The sequence below is a fragment of the Streptomyces sp. CB01580 genome (assembly GCF_001905795.1).
Classification (GTDB): Bacteria; Actinomycetota; Actinomycetes; order Streptomycetales; family Streptomycetaceae; genus Streptomyces.
Genome location: NZ_LIXJ01000001.1, coordinates 553,638 through 572,167 on the forward strand (window position 1 = coordinate 553,638; position 18,530 = coordinate 572,167).

The window sequence follows — 18,530 nt, forward strand, 5'->3', positions numbered from 1 at the left end:
CACCCGGGCGGCGCGAGCGCCCGGTGGAACGTGAACTTCACCCCTACGGGCCAGCCGAACCCGCCGACGGCCTCGTACACGAAGGCGGTACGCCGGCCGCACCGCACCCGCACCCGCACCCGCACCCGCACCCGCACCCGCCGACGAACCCACGCCCGGACCGGAGTCCGCGTCCGGGCACAGGACGGCACGGGACAGCCGAACAGAGCGAACAGAGCGAACAGGAGAACGGAGACGCCATGGAGCGGACACGGCGCTACACGATCGAATCGCTGGACACCGGGCTACGGCTCATACAACTGTTCCTCGCCCACGACCGGCTGACCGTCTCGGAAGCGGCCGCGCTGCTCTCCGTCGGCCGGTCGACCGCCCATCGGGTGCTCAGCACCCTGGAGGGCCGCGGATTCGCGGTACGGGACTCCTCGGGGCGCGGCTACGCGGCCGGGCCCGAACTGGTCCGGCTCGGCCTGCCGGCCGGTTTCGGCGCGGCGGCCCGACGACGGCTCGGGGCCGTGCTGGACGAGGCGGCCCGGCGTACCGGCGAGACCGTGCAGAGCGCGGCACTGGTCGGGGACCAGATCATCGTCATGGACGGGCGCGAGTCGCCGCATCCGGTACGAGCGACGCTGGAGCTGGGCCGCACCCGCCCCGCGCACGCCACCGCGGGCGGCAAGCTGCTGCTCTCGTCGCTGACGGAGGAACAGGTGCGAGCCCTGTACCCCGGGGAGGAGTTGCCGGGATACACGTCCGCGACGCTCACCACCCGGTCCGCGCTGCTCGCGGAACTCGCCCTCGTCCGTTCCCGTGGATACGCCGTCAGCCGCGGGGAGTCGGTCCCGGGTCTGCACACCGTGGCCGTCCCGCTGGCCGGGTCGAGTCGGCGGGACCGGCTCGCGCTGGTGGCGTCGGGGCCCGCGGACCGGGGCGAGGACGGGGTCCTGCTGCGCCGGGCCGAGGAACTGCGCCGGTCCGTCGTACTGCTGGACGTGACCTGACGCCGTCGGCCGAGGCACCGGGCCCTCAGCCCTCACTCCCTCTCCCCCGCTCCCCGGCTCCCGGCTCCCGGCTCCCGGCTCCCGGCTCCCGGCTCCCGGCTTCAGCGTCGGCCGCCGCCGATGCGCCCCTCCAACTGCACCAGCAACTCGCTGAGCTGGGCGCTGAGCCGGGCGCGGGACTGCTCGTCGAGACCCGACAGCACCGAGCGCTCGTACGCCAACTGCCGCGGCAGCAACCGGTCGACGAGCGCACAGCCCTCCTCGGTGAGGCGGACATGGGCGACGCGGCGGTCGCGTTCGTCGCCGCGCCGGTCGACCAGTCCGCGTTCCTGAAGGACACGCAACCTCTTGGTGACGGCGGCACCGGAGGAGAACGTCTCCCTGGCCAGCTCCCCGGGGGTCAGCTCATGGTCCGTACGGCGCAGGGCACCGAGCACGTCGAACTCGGCACGGGTCAGTCCGGCGGCGCGCAGCGGGGCGTCCTCCGCCTGCTGGAGCAGGGCCGCACAGCGGTTGATGCGGCCGATGAGTTCCATGGGTCCGGTGTCCAGCTCCGGGTTGACGGCCTGCCACTGCCGTACCACCGAGGCGACGATGTCGTCGGTCACACCGCTCCGTTCTCCTGGGCCGGGGCGATCAGCCCCCGCCGTGTCGCTGTAGCCGCGAGCGTACGGTGTCCCGCCTGCTCGGCCGCGAGGACCTGCTCCTGGGGCAGGGCGCGCTGCCACCACTCGCCGGCCGCCGCGTCGTCGGCCTCGCGCAGCTCGACGAGCGATCCGGTGAGCCGGCGGCGCGCGGCGTCGAGTGCGGCGGGGGTGGGCTGCGGGGCGGCGAGCGCGTGGACGGCGTGGGCCCGGGCCCGGTGCGTGTCGGCCAGGGCCTGCTCCAGGCGCCCGGTCGCCCGGCGGTTGGTCACCGCCATGGCTCCGAGCAGACCCATGGCGGCGCCGATCACGGTGTCGAGCACCCGGTCGCCGATCAGTTCGCCAGCCGGATACGTTCCGCCGAACTCCATGACCAGCAGGGCCATCGGCGTGACGGCGACGGAGCCCAGCCAGTAGTTGCGGGTGATCAGGGCCTCCGCCGCGAAGCTGAAGAACAGGCAGCAGCCGATCAGGGCGAGGGGCGACACCCGGCTGAGCGGCAGGACGGCCGCGAACACGAGGACGCCCAGCAGATTGCCGAGGGTGCGCTGGAGTGCGCGGTTCCAGGACAGCGACACATTGGCCTGGTAGAGGGCGGCGGCGGTGACGATCGCCCAGTACGGGCGGCCGACGCCGGCCGCCTGGGAGACGTATCCGGCCAGGGCGCAGCCCACGAGCGCGCGGACGCCGATGGGCAGCAGCGGGGAGCCCGGGGCGAGCCTGCGCAACAGGGCGCGCCGGGCCTCGCGGCGCCCTCCGGCGCGGCGGGCGGCCCGCTCGGCGTCGATGCCGAACAGTTCCTCGGACGTGCCGGGGGCTGGGGGCGGCACGGGAACCGGGCCACGGCCCCGGGTCCGGCGCGCCCAGTCGCGGAGCCGGTCGGGGCCGGGGGCGGCGGGTGCGGCCGGGCCGCCCGGGAGTCCCGCTGCGAGGGCGGCCTCGGCATGGACGACAAGGCACTCGAGCGCCCGGCGTGCGGAGGTGGGGCGTCCGGAGGCGAGGAGCGCCTGCCAGGCGCCGTGCACGGCGGCGACAGCGGCGTGCCGGGTCCGGTGGCCGGGGTGGTCGGCGTACGCCGCGGCGGCGTCGAGGGCACGGGCGGTCGCCCGGCGTTCCGGACCCTCCCTGCGAATCAGCGCGGGCGCGAGCGTCACCAGCCAGGAGACCACCCCCGCGGCCAGCACCAGCGCGAGATGACCGGGCACCTGACCGAGGCGCTGCGGCCCGAAGAGCGCGGCCGACGTGACGAAGGTGAAGATCACCGGCCCGGGCGGACCGATACGGGTGGCGTCGCAGAGGATCTTCTGCACGGCCGCGAGCAGTGCGCCCACCGCGATCAGCACGGCGGTGGACCCGGTGAGCGAGGCCGCGACCAGGGAGACCGCCATGCCGATGACCATCGCGAGCACGACGCCCGCGACCGCCCGGGCGCGGCGGGCGTACGGCAGGTTGTGTCCGTACAGGGCGCAGAGCGAACCGGCCATCGTGTACATCACGAGGTCCAGCCGGTCGACGGCGAACAGCGTCAGGTTCGGCACCGCCGAGGCGAAGACCACGCTCGTCGCCGGTTTGAACCACATGTCCGACGGGCGGACGAGGCGCAGCGGCGCCACCAGCGGGAACATGCGCACGGAAGGCCGTGCGGATCGGACGGTCGCATTACTCACCCAAATACTTTACCAGGTATTACACCCGTAAAATATATTCATCGCTCGTCTCCCAGGCCCGGGCACGGACGCCGGGTGCCGATGGTCGCCCTTCCGACAGGGTCATGGCGTTCGACTGCGCGGGGCCGGGGAGAGGGCCGGACGCGCGGGGCCGGGGAGGATGCGCTGAAGGCCGACCGGACCGATGCCCCGTGGCCCCTGCCGGGTCGAGCTGATCTCCTCCGACGTCCCCGCCGCCGAGTCGGCGCGCCTTCGCGGGCTTCGAGCGACTGGACGCCCCCCGGCGCGCCAGCTGGGTCGAACTCGTCACCCATGAGGCCGAACCGGCACCGGCTTTCTGTCCGGAGGTCCTCGGACGGGCGGTGAACACCGCTTCGGAGGAGTATCCGCGGTGGAGCCCGGCCGGTGAGGACTTCGGCGGTCCGGTGGTCATGGACGACGCGTTCGCCGCCCACCTGTCGGCCGACCGGCTGTCGTACTTCGCGGTGGCGGACGTGGGCACGGCAGCGGCCACCGCCCAGGAGGCGGGCGGCGAGCTGCTGATGCCGCCCACGAGCGTTCCGGCGGGGCAGCGGATCGCGGTGGTCCGTGACCCTCGGGGCGCGGTCCTCGGCATCCACCGGACGGGCGACCAGGGCTGAGCACCACCCTGCGGAACCTGGTCCGGCGGTCCCCGTCCCGAGCCACCACCGCCGCGCGCCGGTTCCTCCCTCGGTGTCCGATGGAAGCTCCTCCATCGGCGTCCGATTGGCTTCGGCGCGCCGCATCGGTGACGAACGGTCTTCCTGGAGTTCAGTTGACGTACGAGAACGATGCCGGACTGCTGGCCCCCGGAAGGGCCGGCTCCCCCGTCGAGGCGGCCACCGGCGACGGCGCCTTCCTGCAGGCGATGCTCGACGCGGAGGCGGCCCTCACCCGCGCCCAGGCCGTCTGCGGGCTCGCGCCCGTCGAGGCCGGGCGCGCGGTGACGGCCGCGGCCGAGGCGAACCGTTTCGACGTACGGGACCTGGCGCTGCGCGCCCGCGCGGCCGGCAATCCGGTCATCCCGCTGATCGCCGATCTGGTCGCGGCGGTCGAGCCGGAGGCCCGGCCGTACGTGCACCGGGGCGCGAGCAGCCAGGACATCCTGGACACGGCCGCCATGCTCGTCGCCGCGCGGGCCCTGGCCGGGCTGCTCGACGACCTGGCGCGGGCCGCGGACGCGGTGGCGCGGCTCGCCGTCGCGCACCGCAACACCCCGATGGCCGGACGCACCCTCACCCAGCACGCCGTACCGATCACCTTCGGGCTGAAGGCGGCGGGATGGCGCGCGCTGATCCTGGACGCCCGGGACCGGCTGTCGGCCGTAAGGGAATCGCTGCCCGTACAACTCGGTGGCGCGGCGGGAACGCTGGCCGCGTTCGACGTCCTCGCACCGTGGGAGGACGGGAGCGACGCGGCTCTCGACGGCCATGGTCCCGGCATGCCGCTGCTCCAGGCGTTCGCGAGCGAGCTCGGTCTGGCCGAACCGCTGCTGCCGTGGCACAGCCTGCGCACCCCGGTCGCCGATCTGGCGGGCGCGCTCGCCTTCACCGCGGGCGCCCTCGGCAAAATGGCCGCCGACGTGCTCATCCTGTCCCGCACCGAGATCGGCGAGGTGGCCGAGGGACACCGCGGCGACTCGTCCACGATGCCGCACAAGGCGAACCCCGTGCGGGCCACGCTGATCGCGGCCGCCGCCCGACGCGCTCCTGGTCTCGCGGCGACGCTGTACGGATCGCTGGCCGCCGGGGACGAACGGCCGGCCGGGGCCTGGCACGCCGAGTGGGAGCCGCTGCGCGAGCTGCTGAGGCTCGTCGGTGGGGCCGCGCGCGGTGCCGCCGAACTCTCCGAGGGCCTGCGCGTCGTCCCGTACGCCATGCGGGAGAACCTCCAGCTCACCGACGGACTGATCGTCTCGGAGCGGCTGGCCGCCGTGTTCGCCGGCCGGATCGGCCGCGAGCGGGCCAGGGAGGTACTGGTGAACGCCGCCGCGCGGGCCCGCGCGGAGACCACGGATCTGGCCGATGTCCTCGCCGACGTCCTGGACGAGGAGCCGGAGCTCACCGGTCTCGACCTGGCCGAGCTGACGGAACCCGCCCGGTACACCGGCTGCGCGGGCCCGCTCACCGACCGGGCGCTCGACCGGGGGTGAACACCTCCCGTCCCCGACGCGCGGGAGGCGTGCGCCCGGTCCCCGGCGCACGGGAGCGCCAACGACCCGGTCGTCGGCGCGCACGGGCGGCTCGCGCCCGGTCACCGACGCTCCGGAAGCACGCATACGGCACTCGGCGCGCGGAGAAATCCCACCCGGGATCCAGGCCGCCCCGCTCGTCCTCAGCGCGTGGGGCAAACAGGTGACGGTGAAGAGCGCCACCGACGCGCGGGTGGAACAGTTCTTCACCAAGTACGTGCAGGGGCCGCAGACCCCGGAGCCGGGCGCCGCGTGCACGGGCGGAGTCGCCCGATGACGTCCTCGCCGCGTTCCTCGCGCACCCTGGCGGTGGCGGGCGGCGCGGTGCTGCTGGTGGCGTTGGGGCTCGTCGCGCTGATGCTCGCCGGACGCTCCTCCGGGGGCTCCGCCACGCCACCGGCCGCGCCCGCGGAGACGTCGGCCGACGTCGGCTTCGCCCGGGACATGTCCGTCCACCATCAGCAGGCGGTCGAGATGTCGTTCATCGTGCGGGACCGGACGTCCGACGTGGAGGTGCGCCGGCTCGCGTACGACATCATCAACACCCAGGCCAATCAGCGGGGCATGATGCTCGGCTGGCTGGAGATGTGGGGCCGGCCGAAGTCGTCCGGGGCTCCCCCCATGGCGTGGATGGGACACACCTTCACTCCCAGGGGTGACGGTTCGCTGATGCCGGGCATGGCCACCGACACCGAACTCGACGCGCTGCAAAAGGCCGAAGCCCGGGACGCCGAGGTGCTGTATCTGAAGCTGATGACGGCACATCACCGTTCGGGGGCGGAGATGGCGCGGGCGGCGGCCGACGCGGCCGGCACCGAGGAGATCAAGAACCTGGCGGCGGGCATGGTCCGGGGCCAGCAGTCGGAGATCGGGCTCATGGCGGACATGCTCAAGGAGCGTGGCGCGACGGCCTGAGCGCCGGATCCCGCCGCACACACCGGTCGCCCGGCCGCTCATGCGGGCGCGCGCCGGTGTGTGCGGGCGCGCAGGGGTGCGCGCGGCGGATCAGGTGTTCCCGCACGCTCGCGGTTCACTCGTTTCCCGTACGCACGTCGCCCGTCTCCCCCATCGGGCCACTCGTCTCCCCGTACGCGAGGCACCCGTCCGCCCGTACGCGGGCGTCTCTGTCCCGGACCCGGATCGTCCGTCCCGCCGCACGAGGATGGCGCCACTTTTCGTACAAGGGATCGCATAGGCTCGGCCCCGATATGAAGCGCAACCTCGCACCGCTGGGGCCGAAGGCCGACCAGGACACCGTGCGCCGGAGCAACCTCAGCCTGGTGCTGCGGGCCGTCCGTGACGAGGGCGAGGCGACGAGGGCCGGGGTCGCCGCCCGGGTGGGGCTGACCCGCGCGGCCGTGTCCTCGCTCGTCGAACAGCTCCTCGGCCTCGGGTTCCTGACCGAGTACGGCAAGACGTTCAGCGGGCAGGCGGGGCGCCCCGGCACCGCGCTCGGGGTGGCCCGCACGGGACCGGCCGGGCTCGGGGTGGAGGTCAACATCGACTACGTGTCGGTGTGCGTCGTGGACCTGGCGGGCACCGACCGGGTACGCCTCACCGAGCACCTGGACAACCGCGGCGCGCCCCCCGCACAGGTGCTGGCGCGGGCGGCCGGAATCGCCGCACGCGCCCTGGAGTCGGCGCACGAGCAAGGGCTGTCCCCGGTCGGGGCCACGCTCGCCCTGCCCGGCCTGGTCTCCGGCGGCACGGTGCGTCAGGCACCCAACCTGGGCTGGAACCGGGTCCCGGCCGAGGAACTCTTCGCCGCCTCGCTCATCGGCCGGCGGCCCGGGCACGGGGCGCTGCCGGTGTGCTCGGAGAACGAGGCCAATCTGGCCGCCCTCGCCGAGTTGTGGTTCGGCTCACCGGGCACGGTCCGCAGTTTCCTTCATGTGACGGGCGAGATCGGCGTCGGCGGCGCCCTGGTCGTCGACGGTGAACTCCTGCGCGGGGCCCACGGGTTCGCCGGGGAGATCGGGCACGTGGTGGTGGACGCGGCGGGCCCGGAGTGCCGGTGCGGCTCGCGCGGCTGTCTGGAACGGTACGCGGGGCAGGCGGCGCTGCTGCGGGCCGCGGGCATCGAGGAGTCCGGCGCCGGAGCCGGGGTCGCCGAACTGGAACGGCGCGCGCGGGCCGGTGACGGCCGGGCGGTGGCCGCGGTCACGGAGGCCGGGCGGATGCTGGGGCGGGTGCTGTCGGGGGCGGTGAACCTGCTCGACCCGGACGCGGTGGTGCTCGGCGGAATCTACCGGGGTCTGATGCCGTGGCTGTCCCCGCCCGTGGCCGAGGAGCTGTCCGCCCGGGTGGTGTCCGGGCTCTGGTCCCCGGAGAACGGGCGGCTGCGCGCCGCATCCGTGGCGGGCGACGCGGCGCGGGGCGCGGCGGCCCGGGTGACGGCGAAGGTGCTCGCCGACCCGGTGGCGTACGCCGGGGACCGGACCACCGGCTGACCGTCGCGGCGCGCGCGTCGCACACCTCGCACGCGCCCCGTGCGACCGCCGGGCAGGACCCGCCCGCGGCGACGGCCGGTCAGCGGACGCCGAGCAGGTGGTCCATGGCCAGCTGGTCCAGTGCCTCGAAGGCCATGCCGCGTTCCGCCGCCGCGTCGACGTCGAACTCCTCGAACGCCGACCGGTCGGCCAGCAGCCCGGACAGCCCGTCGGCGGCGGTCGGGCGGGCCAGTTCGTCGAGCCGGGACGCGCGCAGGGCTTCCCGCACGGCGGGGTCGGCGCGGAAGCCGGCGGCGCGTTCCCTGAGGATCAGGTAGTTGCGCATGCAGCCCGCGGCCGAGGCCCAGACCCCCTCGTGGTCCTCGGTCCGCGGCGGCTTGAAGTCGAAGTGCCGCGGGCCTTCGTAGCCGGCCGTCTCCAGCAGGTCGACGAGCCAGAACGCCTGACGCAGGTCGCCCGCGCCGAACCGCAGGTCCTGGTCGTACTTGATGCCGGACTGCCCGTTCAGGTCGATGTGGAAGAGCTTGCCCGCCCAGAGGGCCTGCGCGATGCCGTGCGGGAAGTTCAGCCCGGCCATCTGCTCGTGCCCGGTCTCCGGGTTCACGCCGACCAGCTCCGGGCGTTCGAGGCGCTCGATGAAGGCGAGGGCGTGTCCGACGGTCGGCAGCAGGATGTCGCCGCGCGGTTCGTTCGGCTTGGGCTCGATGGCGAATCGCAGGTCGTACCCCTGCTCGGTCACGTGGTCGCCGAGCAGGTCGAAGGCTTCCTTCATGCGGTCGAGGGCGACCCGGACGTCCTTGGCCGCGCCGGATTCCGCGCCCTCGCGACCTCCCCAGGCCACATAGGTGGTGGCGCCGAGTTCGACGGCCAGGTCGATATTGCGCAGGGTCTTGCGCAGCGCGTAGCGGCGTACGTCCCGGTCGTTGGCGGTGAACGCGCCGTCCTTGAACACCGGATGGGTGAAGAGGTTCGTCGTCGCCATGGGCACGACGAGCCCGACCGCGTCCAGCGTCTGCCGGAACCGCTTCACGATCCTCTCGCGCTCGCCGTCCGTCGCACCGGGCGGAACGAGATCGTCGTCGTGGAACGTCACACCGTACGCGCCGAGTTCCGCGAGGCGCCGGACGGATTCGACCGGGTCGAGTGCGGCGCGGGTCGCCTCGCCGAAGGGGTCACGTCCCTGCCAGCCCACCGTCCAGAGGCCGAAGGTGAACCTGTCCGCGGGAGTGGGCGTGAAGCGTTCCGTCGTCATCGTCTGGCCGCCTTCGGTGCCGTCGGGTCCCGGACCCGGGACGGGGCCGGATACCGGGACCCGCCCGGATATTTGTTTACGCCGATGACCAATCATGCACCCGCGGCCCCCGCGCCGTAACCCCGTCGCATTCCCTCACTATCTCCTCGCGTACGCGAGGCGTTCACGGCCCGGCGCGGACCCGGCCCTTTGTTTTGTTCTCCTCACGGTCGAAAATGTCCGACGCATGCGTCACTCGCCGCATGGCACGAATCGACCGCCCCCGCGGCACGGCCTGCGCACCGCGCGGGAGCAGGAAGGAGACGGGCCGTGCATTCGCGTGCCGTCGTCGTCGGCGTGGACAGCTCCACCCAGTCGACCAAGGCTCTCTTCGTCGACGCCGAAACCGGCCGACGACTCGCCGTCGGCCGCGCGCCGCACGTGGTGTTCGGGGAGGCCGGGGCCCGCGAGAGCGACCCCGAGATGTGGTGGCGGGCCTTGCGCGACGCCGTAGCCGCGGGGCTGGAGGAGTCCGGTGTGCCCGCCTCCGCCGTGACGGGCATCGCGGTGTGCGGGCAGCAGCACGGGCTGGTCGTCCTCGACCGGGCGGGGCGTCCGCTGCGTCCGGCGATGCTCTGGAACGACACCCGCTCCGCCCCGCAGGCCGCCGCACTCACGGCGGCACTGGGCGGTCCCGACGCCTGGGCGCTGCGGACCGGCTCGGCCCCCGTGGCCTCGGTCACCGCCTCGAAATGGCGCTGGCTGCGGGAGAACGAGCCGCGCACCGCCGACGCGACGGCCGCCGTACGCCTCCCCCATGACTTCCTCACCGAGCGCCTCACGGGGATCGCCGCCACCGACCCGGGCGACGCCTCGGGCACCGGCTGGTACTCCACCGCCACCGGCGCGTACGACTCTGAACTTCTCCAACTGATCGGCCTGGAAGCCGCGTTGCTGCCGGAGGTGGCCGGGACCGGAGCGACACGTATCGGCCCGCTGACCGCCGACGCGGCCGACGCCCTGGGTCTGCCCGCCGGGATCGCCGTGGCCGCGGGCACCGGGGACAACATGGGTGCCGCAGTGGGTCTCGGCCTCGGCGGCACCGGGCTGCTGGACCACCCGGTGCTCAGCCTCGGCACCTCGGGCACGGTCTTCGCCGCCTCCCGGTCGCGGCCGGTGTCGAAGGCCCTGTCGGGGTTCGCCGCGACGGACGGCACGTACCTTCCGCTGGCCTGCACCCTCAACTGCACGCTCGCCGTCGACAAGGTCGCGGTCCTGCTGGGCCTGGACCGTGAGGACGCGACGCCGGGCGGCGAGACGGTGCTGCTCCCCTATCTCGACGGCGAGCGCACACCCGACCTGCCCACCGCCTCGGGTCTGCTCACCGGACTCCGGCACGACACCACCCCCGGCCAACTCCTCGGGGCCGCCTACGAGGGCGCGGTCGTCACCGTGCTGCGCGCCCTGGACGAACTCCTGCGGGCCTGCGGCCTCGACCCGGCCGCCCCCGAGGTGGCCGCCCGGCCGCTGCGTCTGATCGGCGGCGGCGCCCGGGGGCGCACGTGGGTGGAGACGGTACGACGGCTCTCCGGGCGGCCGTTGATCGTGCCCGCCCCGGGCGAACCGGTGGCGCTGGGCGCGGCTGCGCTGGCCGCGGCAGCGGCGACGGACGAGGACCCGGTCGCGATCGCAACCGCCTGGGGCGCGGACGACGGGGCCCTACTGCCCGCCGTCCGGCGGGACTCGGCCACCTGGGAGCGGGTGGAGTCGGTCCTGGAGCGGGCGGCACGCCCCCTCCTGGGCGGGTCCCTTCCCTCGTAGCCCCGTCGGCGGCGCGGACACGGACCACGCGTGACGGACGACGGGTCACCCGTCGCCGAGTGCGTGCGACCCACCGGTTCACCGCAGGTCGCACGGCCACTGACCGCGTGTCACTCGTCCCCGAAAGCACAGAAGAAGGGAGCCTCCACCGCCTCCGCACCGGTTTGGGGAAGCGAAGCAATCTTCAATAGTATCCGGCGATGATCATAAGAAGAAGGCTCACGGTCGGGGTGGGCATCCTGCTCGCCACCCTGACCGCCGGGCTCGGTTCGGCACTCCCCGCCGCGGCCGACGAAACCCCAACCAAGGCTCCCCCCAAGGTCGAGCTGGTACTCGACGTCAGCGGTTCGATGCGGACCCGGGACATCGACGGCCAGTCCCGCATGGCCGCGGCGAAGCAGGCGTTCAACGAGGTCCTGGACGCGGTGCCCGAGCAGGTCGAGCTCGGCATCCGGACGCTCGGCGCCAACTACCCGGGCGACGACCGGAAGGTCGGCTGCAAGGACACCAGGCAGCTCTACCCGGTCGGCCCGCTGGACCGCACCGAGGCGAAGACCGCGGTGGCCACACTGGCCCCCACGGGCTGGACCCCGATCGGCCCGGCCCTGCTGGGCGCCGCCGACGACCTCAAGGGCGGCGACACCACCCGGCGGATCGTGCTGATCACGGACGGCGAGGACACCTGCGGTCCGCTGGACCCGTGCGAGGTGGCGCGCGACATCGCGGCACGCGGCATCCACCTGGTCATCGACACCCTGGGCCTGGTGCCGAACGCGAAGATCCGCGAGCAGCTGACCTGCATCGCCGAGGCCACCGGCGGCACCTACACCGCCGTCCAGCACACCGATGAACTGTCCGGCCGCGTGAAGCAGTTGGTGGACCGTGCGGCCGAACCCGTCGTCACTCCGGTGGCGACCGAGGGCGCGGACAGCTGCTCCGGGGCGCCCCAGCTCAAGGCGGGTCTGTACACCGACCGCGAGAAGATCGGCGAGCACCGCTGGTACCGGGTGGACGTCCTGCCCGGCCAGGAACTGCGCGCCTCGGTCAGTGTCTCGGCGGACCGTGCCGTGAACAACGACTACGGCGTGCTGCTGAGAGCGGTGACCGTGCACGGGCGGGAGATCGTCCGGGGCTCGGAGTCCGGCACCGGCCGAACCGACGCGATCTCCTCCGGTCTGCGCTACCCGAAGCCGCAGCAGGACGACACGGACAGCGACGACAAGCCCGCCGCGGAGACCGTGTGCCTCCAGGTCAGCAACTCCTTCTCGGTTCCGGCCTCGGTGAAGACCGAACCGGGCATGCCCATCGAGCTGACCGTGGACCTGGTGGACGCCCCTGACGACGCGTCCGACGTCGCCGCGTTCGGTCTCGGCCACGGCTGGTGGCTGCTGGGCGTCCTGGTCCTCACCGGACTGGTCGCGGGACTGCTGACGGGCTGGCTCTCGCGCTGGCGCATCGCCATCTGGAGGACCAACTGATGAGGCGTACGACTCGTGCACTCGCGGGTGCGCTGCTGACCGGGCTCGCCCTGCTGACATCGGCGGGGGCCGCCACGGCCGACGACCCGTCGGCGGACCCAAGCCCGAGTTCCTCGGACGGCGCTCCCGGCCCCACGGAGGCCGGCACCACCTTCCGCACGGCGACGGCGATCCAGCAGGACCAGCGCGCCACCGCCGAGGCGTCCACGGGCGACTACCTGTACTGGGTCTTCCCCGCCGACGCCGGGCAGCGGGCCACGGTGAAGGCGAAGATCACCCTGCCGGAGAGCGCCGCCCGGCACGGCACGTCGACCTGGCAGGTGGACGTGTACGACGGGCTGCGACGCCGCCAGGCGTGCATGTACGGCCGCCAGACCGGGAAGGCGGCGGCCGACGCGTCGTCGGTCGAGCTGACCTGCGTGCTGCGTACCGTTCGCGCCTGGTCCGAGCCGTGGGCCAACGACCCGTTGCCGGGCAGCTATTACGTACGCCTCACGGTCGTCGACCTCCCCTCGGCGGACCTGGGTCTCCCGATCCGGGCCGAGGTCGAGGCCCGCTCGGTCGACCGGGGCGGCGCGGCGGACGTGGACGGCACGCTGGCCGAACCGCTGGTTCCCGGCGCGTCCTCCGTCGAGCAGGTGTCGGACTCCTCGGCCACCGACGACGATGGACGGACCAGGGTCTCGCTCGGCAGCGAGCCCGAGGACGGCTGGGCCTCCGGCTGGTGGACCAACCGCTGGCTGTGGACCGTCGGCGGTGGTGTCCTGGGGGCGCTCGCCGCCGTCTTCGGCTACTCCCTCACCCGCGGCACCGGCCGCCCGTCCCGGGTCCCGCCGGGCATCTGACGCGACGTCGCACCGGGGGGAACCGAGCCGCGTCACCGGGCGGTCCCACGTCCGGGCCGACCGGACCGTACCCCCGGCATCACCGGCACGGGGCCCGCCGGGCGGGACCGAGAACCGCTCCCGCCCGGCGGCACCCGTACCGGCGCCGCTCCCCATGCCCCGGCGCCGCTCCCCCGCCCACGGCACACAGCTCACGGATCACGGCTCGGCATCGACAACTCCCCTTCCGTCCAAGGAAGATGACGAGGCGCGTGTCGTGCGGTAATCCTGACGCCATGCCGTCGCGCACCGGTCGAGGTGCGTCACACGGAGCGGAACGAGGGAGCGGAGACCTTCATGTCCACGGAGACCGGCCCGGCCGTCGGCACCGAACCACGAGGCCACACGATCGCACCCGGCCCGAGGGGGCTGCCGTTCCTCGGAAACCTGTCGCAGTTCAGCAAGAACCCGCTCGCCTTCTTCGAGCGGCTGCGCGGCCACGGAGACGTGGTCGCCTGGCGGTTCGGCCCCAACTCCAGTCTGTACGTCGCCGATCCGGCATGCATCGGAGAACTGCTGACCGAGACGGAACGCTCCTTCGACCAGCCCGCGCTCGGCATCGCCTTCCGCACCGTGATGGGCAACGGCGTGGTGGTCGCCCGGGGCGCCGACTGGCGGCGCAAGCGCTCGCTGGTCCAGCCGTCCGTGCGCCCCAAGCAGGTGCGTTCGTACGCGGCGACGATGGCGGGCAGCACGGTGGAAGTGGCCGACGCCTGGACCGACGGTCAACGCGTCGACATCAAGCGCGAGATGGCGGCGCTCACGCAGCGGATCGCGGTCCGCACGATCTTCGGTGTCGACACCGCGGCCGACGCCGAAGCGATGGGCCGGGCGATGGACGTGGCCCAGCAGGAGATCGGCAGGGAATTCGCCGGGATCGGCGCGCTGCTGCCCGACTGGGTGCCGACACCGGGCCGGGCGAGGATCAGGAAGGCCGCCGCGGTCATCGACGCCGAGGTGGGCCGGGTCGTCGCCCGCCACCGCGACGGCGGGAGCGACCGTCCCGACCTGCTCAGCCGACTGCTGACGGCGGTCGACGAGACCGGAGCGCACCTCACGGACCGGGAGGTGCGCGACGAGACGGTCACGCTCTACATCGGAGGGCACGAGACCACCAGTTCGACCCTGGTGTGGGCCTGGTACCTGCTGTCCCGCAATCCGCGGGCCCGTGCCGCGCTGGCCGAGGAGCTGGACCGGGTGCTCGGCGGCCGGGAGCCGGAGTTCGACGACTACGCCCGACTGCCGTACACCCGATCGGTCGTCAAGGAGACCCTGCGTCTCTACCCGACGATCTGGCTCGTCACGGGCGTCGCCAAGGCGGGGGCGAGGATCGGCGGCATACCGATTCCGCAGGGCACCCGGGTGTGGACCAGCCAGTGGGCCACCCACCGCGACCCGCGCTGGTTCCCCGAGCCGGAGGAGTTCCGACCCGAGCGCTGGGACCCGGAGAGCGGTGACGACATCGCGGAGTACGCCTGGTTCCCGTTCGGCGGAGGCCCGCGGGTCTGCCTGGGCACACGGTTCGCGATGGTCGAGGCGGTGCTGGTCCTGGCCGTGCTGGCACGCCGCTTCCACCTGGAGGTGGATCCCGGCGTCATCAACCCCGTGCCGTCGCTGACCCTGCAGCCGGACCGCGAGGTGATGGCCACGGTCCGGGCGCGCTGAGAACCGCCCCGGACCGCCCCGACACGGATCCGTCGAGGTCATTTGCCCCCGTTCTGTCGCGGAGGCCGGGCCGCACCGGCCACACTGGCCCTGGCGACCGCGCAGGCCGCCGGGCCTCCCGGCCGTATCCGCAGGCCACCGACCCCACGGGAGAAACACCATGCGTCTTCGCTCCGCTCTCGTCTCCGCCCTCGCCGTCGGTGCCGTCGGTGCTGCCCTGGCGTCGACGGCCACCGCCGCACCGGCCCCGGCCGCCACCGCACCGGACGGCGTCACGAACCGGCAGGCCGTCTGCCCGGAGAAGGACCTCGAAGTGCGGGCCGAGCCCGGCGGCCGCCGAAACGTCGTCCGGATCGACGTCGTCAACCGCGGCGACCGGACCTGCGTGGTGGACCGGATCCCGACGGTCACGTTCAGGGGCCTGGACGGTTCCGCCCAGCCCGTTCCGCCCTCGGAGAGCGGTCCCTACGCGCTCGCCCGGGGCGAGCGGACGTACGCGGCGATGCGCACGGCGGATCCGGGGGCCGTGGAGGGGCACGTCGTCCGGAGCCTGTCCGTGGCGGCCGACCCCTCCCACCGGGGCGTCACGTTCTCCGCGTCCCTGGTGGGCATGCCCGACGGGATCCACGTGTGGGAGCCGGAGACCACGCTGTGGCAGCGGTCGCGCGCCGCGGCCGACCGTGCTCTGGCGGACGCGACGGACTGACGCACGGCGGCGGACCCTCCCGCCCGACGGACGGCGACGGACCGACGTACGGGGGGGGGCGGCCCCGCGCGCCTCCCGGCCCGTGCCGTCCTTCGCCTCGGCCCGTTTCACCCGAGCGGCAGGACCGGGAACGCCTCCATGTCGTTCTGCGTCATCACCGGCAGCTTGCGGATCTCGTGGTCCGGGACGGCCGCCCTCAGCCCGGGGAAGCGCGCGAACAACGCGGGCAGCGCGATGCCCGCCTCCACCCGGGAGAGTGCCGCCCCCGGACAGATGTGGGGACCGTGTCCGAAGGCCATGTGACGGATCGGGGTCGGCCGGGTGATGTCGAAGTCGTCGGCGTCCGGCCCGTGCTGCTCGGTGTCGCGGCCGACGGCACGGTACGAGACGACCACGCCCTCGCCCTTCGCGATCACCACGTCGCCCACCGGGATGTCCTCGGTGGCGAACCGCATCAGGAGGTGCGTGGTCGGGGTGTCCCAGCGCAGCGACTCCTCGATCACCGTCTCCCACGCGATCTCGCCGTCGAGGACCCTTCGCAGCTGGTCGGGGTGGGTGAGCAGCGCGCGTACGGAGTTCAGGATCAGCCCGATGGTGGTCTCGTGCCCGGCGGCCACCATCGCCTTCAGGTTGCCGATCACCTCCTCCTCGGTGAGCGGCTCCCCTCCCTCGTCGGCGAGGATCAACGCGCTGGTGAGATCGTCGGTGGGCCGGGCGGTCCGCTCCCGCACGAGGGCGGCGTAGAACTCGTCCAACTCGGCCAGCAGCGCCAGGCGTTCCTCGTGCGGCGTGAGCATGGAGAAGAACGCCTTGTACCGCCGCAGCAGCATGGGGTGCTCCGATTCGTCCACCCCCATCAGCATGCCGACCACCCGCATCGGCAACGGCTGCGCGTACACGGCCTTGAGATCGACGACACCGTCCGCACTCCGTTCGGCGTGCTCGGCCAGGGAGTCGAGCAGTTCCTCGGTGAACCGCTCGATCCGCGGACGTATCTCCTCCAGCCGACGCGGCGTGAGTGCCTGGGAGGTCTTGGCGCGCAGCCGTCGGTGTTCGGCCCCGTCCACGGTGAACATGGAGCGCCCGGCGTCGATCATGCCGATCAGCGGCCAGGCGCGGGTGACGGCTCCGCTGCGCCAGAGCTCCCAGGCGTCGATGTCCTTCACCAGGCGCGGATCGACGAGCAGTTGACGTGCCAGGCCGTACCGGGTGACGGTCCAGGCCGGCACCCCGAGCAGCTCGATGCGGGCGAGCGGCCCGGCGGCGCGCAGCCGCGCCGTCTCGCCGTCGAGGTCCTGGACCATCGGGTCGATGACGACGGTCCCGTCGCTCGGAGCGGCTCCATGGGCAGTGGTGTACGGACAGCTCACGCGAGGTCTCCTGTCGGGCGTACGGCGGTGAACCGGACGGGCAGCGCGGTCATGCCACGCAGGAAGGCGGACCGCCGCCGGACGAGTTCCCGCTCCGGGACGGACAGCGCCAGGTCGGGCAGGCGGTCGAGCAGCACCTCGATGCCGGTACGGGCGATGGTCTCCGCGATCTCCTGGGCGGGGAAGGGGCAGCGGTATTCGCCGTGGCTGAAGGCCAGATGCGCGCTGTTGCCGCGTCGGCCCGACGGTCCGGCCGCGGTCGGGAGGTGCTGACGGATGTGCGGATCGGCGTTGGCGGCGCCCAGACCGAGCAGCACCATGTCCCCGGCCCGGATGTTCCGGCCGCCCAGCCAGGTGTCGCGGGACGCCCAGCGGCCGGCGAGGATCTGTGTCGGGCACTCCTCCCACAACACCTCGTTCATGGCCTCGGCGACGCTGTGCCGTCCGCCGGTGAGCGCCACGGCGAACTGGTCGTCGGTGAGCATCAGCCGCAGCGAGTTGCCGATCCAGTCGGCGGTGGTGAGGTGCCCGGCGGCGGTGATGGCCATCAGGTCGAGCACGTACTCCTCGTCGGTGAAATCACCCCCGTACGCCAGCATCCGGGACGTCACGTCGGGTCCGGGTACGGCCCGCCGGGCCTCCAGCAGTCGCCGCATGTGCTCGCCGAACCGCAGATGGGCCTCCTGGGCACCGGGGCCGCCGTCCGCGAGGTCGCGCAGCACCTCGGCGATCCGCGGGCCGTCGGCGTCGGGGAAGCCGACCAGACGGGCGAGGACGAGCACGGGCAGCGGCACGGCGAACTCGCTGATCAGGTCCGCCGTCCCCCGGTGGCAGAACCCGTCGATGATCCGGTCGGCCAGCTCCTCGCAGTCCCTGCGGAGTCGGAACTGCTCGACCTCCTCCAGGACCCGTCCGACCATGAGGGCGTGGCGACGGTGCTCGGCCCCGGCCGTGAAGTAGACCGACGGCATCGGCCGGCCGACCATGGGTAACAGCGGCCAGTCGTCCGGGACGCGCCCCCACTGGTTCCACAGCCCGACGTCCCTCGGGAACAGCTCGCCGTCGCTGGTGACCTGGTGGAGTTCCCGGTACCCGATGACCAGCCAGGCGGGGAATCCCCCGGGCAGCTCCACGGGGACCACCGGTCCGTGTTCGTTCCGCATGGTGCGGTACAGGACCCGGGGATCGGTGTGGAAGTCGGGCCCGCCGAGCGGGACGGCCGGCGAAGCGGCGCGCGCCGGACAGCCGCCTTCGGGGGGCGCCGCGGCCTCGGTCGGACGGTCGGGCACGGCGGATGCGGGCGTCGTCATCGTACGGACTCTCCTGTGACGAGGGCTGCGCTCGTTGCGGTGGTCGGCTGATCAACGCGGCTTCACTATAGGGAGATTCAGTGATCCTTTCGGCGTC

15 protein-coding genes and 1 pseudogene are annotated in these 18,530 nt (G+C 73.4%); 11 read left to right on the plus strand and 5 right to left on the minus strand.

All coding sequences use genetic code 11. The annotated features are described in order from the left end of the window. The first annotated feature begins 239 nt into the window (after positions 1–239). The gene (locus AMK22_RS02135) at positions 240–995 is read left to right on the plus strand and encodes an IclR family transcriptional regulator (protein ID WP_073781552.1); all 756 of its coding nucleotides are present in this window, start codon (positions 240–242) and stop codon (positions 993–995) included. A 101-nt stretch (positions 996–1,096) separates the two neighbouring features. On the opposite strand, the gene AMK22_RS02140 is transcribed toward AMK22_RS02135, so the two are convergent. Next, complete coding sequence (locus AMK22_RS02140; RefSeq protein ID WP_073781438.1) at positions 1,097–1,603, minus strand: MarR family winged helix-turn-helix transcriptional regulator; 507 nt, start codon at positions 1,601–1,603, stop codon at positions 1,097–1,099. Further along, complete coding sequence (locus AMK22_RS02145; protein ID WP_391712416.1) at positions 1,600–3,264, minus strand: FUSC family protein; 1,665 nt, start codon at positions 3,262–3,264, stop codon at positions 1,600–1,602. The genes AMK22_RS02140 and AMK22_RS02145 overlap by 4 nt, the downstream gene beginning before the upstream one ends. A gap of 404 nt (positions 3,265–3,668) precedes the next feature. Between AMK22_RS02145 and AMK22_RS02150 the strand changes: the two genes are divergently transcribed. The 5 genes and pseudogenes from AMK22_RS02150 to AMK22_RS02170 all read left to right on the plus strand — a co-directional run bounded on the left by AMK22_RS02150 (position 3,669) and on the right by AMK22_RS02170 (position 7,968). Next, complete coding sequence (locus AMK22_RS02150) at positions 3,669–3,947, plus strand: VOC family protein (protein ID WP_073781440.1); 279 nt, start codon at positions 3,669–3,671, stop codon at positions 3,945–3,947. A gap of 155 nt (positions 3,948–4,102) precedes the next feature. Further along, the gene (pcaB, locus tag AMK22_RS02155) at positions 4,103–5,479 is read left to right on the plus strand and encodes a 3-carboxy-cis,cis-muconate cycloisomerase (protein WP_073781441.1); all 1,377 of its coding nucleotides are present in this window, start codon (positions 4,103–4,105) and stop codon (positions 5,477–5,479) included. A gap of 163 nt (positions 5,480–5,642) precedes the next feature. Beyond that, positions 5,643–5,795: pseudogene (locus AMK22_RS02160) on the plus strand (DUF3105 domain-containing protein); the annotation flags it as partial. Beyond that, positions 5,792–6,433: a DUF305 domain-containing protein gene (locus AMK22_RS02165; protein WP_073781442.1), complete on the plus strand. Its 642-nt coding sequence runs from the start codon at positions 5,792–5,794 to the stop codon at positions 6,431–6,433. The pseudogene AMK22_RS02160 and the gene AMK22_RS02165, both read left to right, overlap by 4 nt. Before the next feature lie 293 nt (positions 6,434–6,726). Beyond that, on the plus strand, positions 6,727–7,968 hold the full coding sequence (locus tag AMK22_RS02170) for an ROK family protein (RefSeq protein WP_073781443.1): 1,242 nt from the start codon (positions 6,727–6,729) through the stop codon (positions 7,966–7,968). 79 nt (positions 7,969–8,047) lie between these two features. On the opposite strand, the gene xylA is transcribed toward AMK22_RS02170, so the two are convergent. Beyond that, complete coding sequence (gene xylA / locus AMK22_RS02175) at positions 8,048–9,220, minus strand: xylose isomerase (RefSeq protein WP_073781444.1); 1,173 nt, start codon at positions 9,218–9,220, stop codon at positions 8,048–8,050. Between the two features lie 309 nt (positions 9,221–9,529). Between xylA and xylB the strand changes: the two genes are divergently transcribed. The 5 genes from xylB to AMK22_RS02200 all read left to right on the plus strand — a co-directional run bounded on the left by xylB (position 9,530) and on the right by AMK22_RS02200 (position 15,753). Continuing rightward, on the plus strand, positions 9,530–11,020 hold the full coding sequence (xylB, locus tag AMK22_RS02180; RefSeq protein ID WP_073781445.1) for a xylulokinase: 1,491 nt from the start codon (positions 9,530–9,532) through the stop codon (positions 11,018–11,020). 200 nt (positions 11,021–11,220) lie between these two features. Then, complete coding sequence (locus AMK22_RS02185) at positions 11,221–12,498, plus strand: VWA domain-containing protein (protein WP_073781446.1); 1,278 nt, start codon at positions 11,221–11,223, stop codon at positions 12,496–12,498. Continuing rightward, positions 12,498–13,343, plus strand: a complete 846-nt coding sequence (locus AMK22_RS02190) for a hypothetical protein (RefSeq protein ID WP_073781447.1) — start codon at positions 12,498–12,500, stop codon at positions 13,341–13,343. The genes AMK22_RS02185 and AMK22_RS02190 overlap by 1 nt, the downstream gene beginning before the upstream one ends. A 336-nt stretch (positions 13,344–13,679) precedes the next feature. After that, positions 13,680–15,047 (plus strand): cytochrome P450, encoded by a 1,368-nt coding sequence (locus AMK22_RS02195; protein ID WP_073781553.1) that lies wholly within the window; start codon positions 13,680–13,682, stop codon positions 15,045–15,047. A 160-nt stretch (positions 15,048–15,207) separates the two neighbouring features. Next, entirely contained in the window at positions 15,208–15,753 is a 546-nt protein-coding gene (locus AMK22_RS02200; protein WP_073781448.1) for a DUF4232 domain-containing protein, read from the plus strand. A 107-nt stretch (positions 15,754–15,860) separates the two neighbouring features. Here AMK22_RS02200 and AMK22_RS02205 read toward each other — a convergent pair whose 3' ends face one another. Then, positions 15,861–17,123 (minus strand): cytochrome P450 family protein, encoded by a 1,263-nt coding sequence (locus tag AMK22_RS02205; RefSeq protein ID WP_073781449.1) that lies wholly within the window; start codon positions 17,121–17,123, stop codon positions 15,861–15,863. After that, positions 17,120–18,433, minus strand: coding sequence for a cytochrome P450 (locus tag AMK22_RS02210; RefSeq protein WP_073781450.1), 1,314 nt, complete (start codon positions 18,431–18,433; stop codon positions 17,120–17,122). Before AMK22_RS02210 ends, AMK22_RS02205 begins: the two co-directional genes overlap by 4 nt. Positions 18,434–18,530: the final 97 nt, after the last annotated feature.

What these genes read in the sequence shown, in the direction of transcription:
- AMK22_RS02135 (WP_073781552.1), top strand. Translation starts at nt 240, where the DNA reads ATGGAGCGGACACGGCGCTACACGATCGAATCGCTGGACACCGGGCTA.
- AMK22_RS02145 (WP_391712416.1), bottom strand. Translation starts at nt 3,264, where the DNA reads ATGTTCCCGCTGGTGGCGCCGCTGCGCCTCGTCCGCCCGTCGGACATG.
- AMK22_RS02165 (WP_073781442.1), top strand. Translation starts at nt 5,792, where the DNA reads ATGACGTCCTCGCCGCGTTCCTCGCGCACCCTGGCGGTGGCGGGCGGC.
- AMK22_RS02170 (WP_073781443.1), top strand. Translation starts at nt 6,727, where the DNA reads ATGAAGCGCAACCTCGCACCGCTGGGGCCGAAGGCCGACCAGGACACC.
- xylA (WP_073781444.1), bottom strand. Translation starts at nt 9,220, where the DNA reads ATGACGACGGAACGCTTCACGCCCACTCCCGCGGACAGGTTCACCTTC.
- AMK22_RS02185 (WP_073781446.1), top strand. Translation starts at nt 11,221, where the DNA reads ATGATCATAAGAAGAAGGCTCACGGTCGGGGTGGGCATCCTGCTCGCC.
- AMK22_RS02190 (WP_073781447.1), top strand. Translation starts at nt 12,498, where the DNA reads ATGAGGCGTACGACTCGTGCACTCGCGGGTGCGCTGCTGACCGGGCTC.
- AMK22_RS02195 (WP_073781553.1), top strand. Translation starts at nt 13,680, where the DNA reads ATGTCCACGGAGACCGGCCCGGCCGTCGGCACCGAACCACGAGGCCAC.
- AMK22_RS02200 (WP_073781448.1), top strand. Translation starts at nt 15,208, where the DNA reads ATGCGTCTTCGCTCCGCTCTCGTCTCCGCCCTCGCCGTCGGTGCCGTC.
- AMK22_RS02210 (WP_073781450.1), bottom strand. Translation starts at nt 18,433, where the DNA reads ATGACGACGCCCGCATCCGCCGTGCCCGACCGTCCGACCGAGGCCGCG.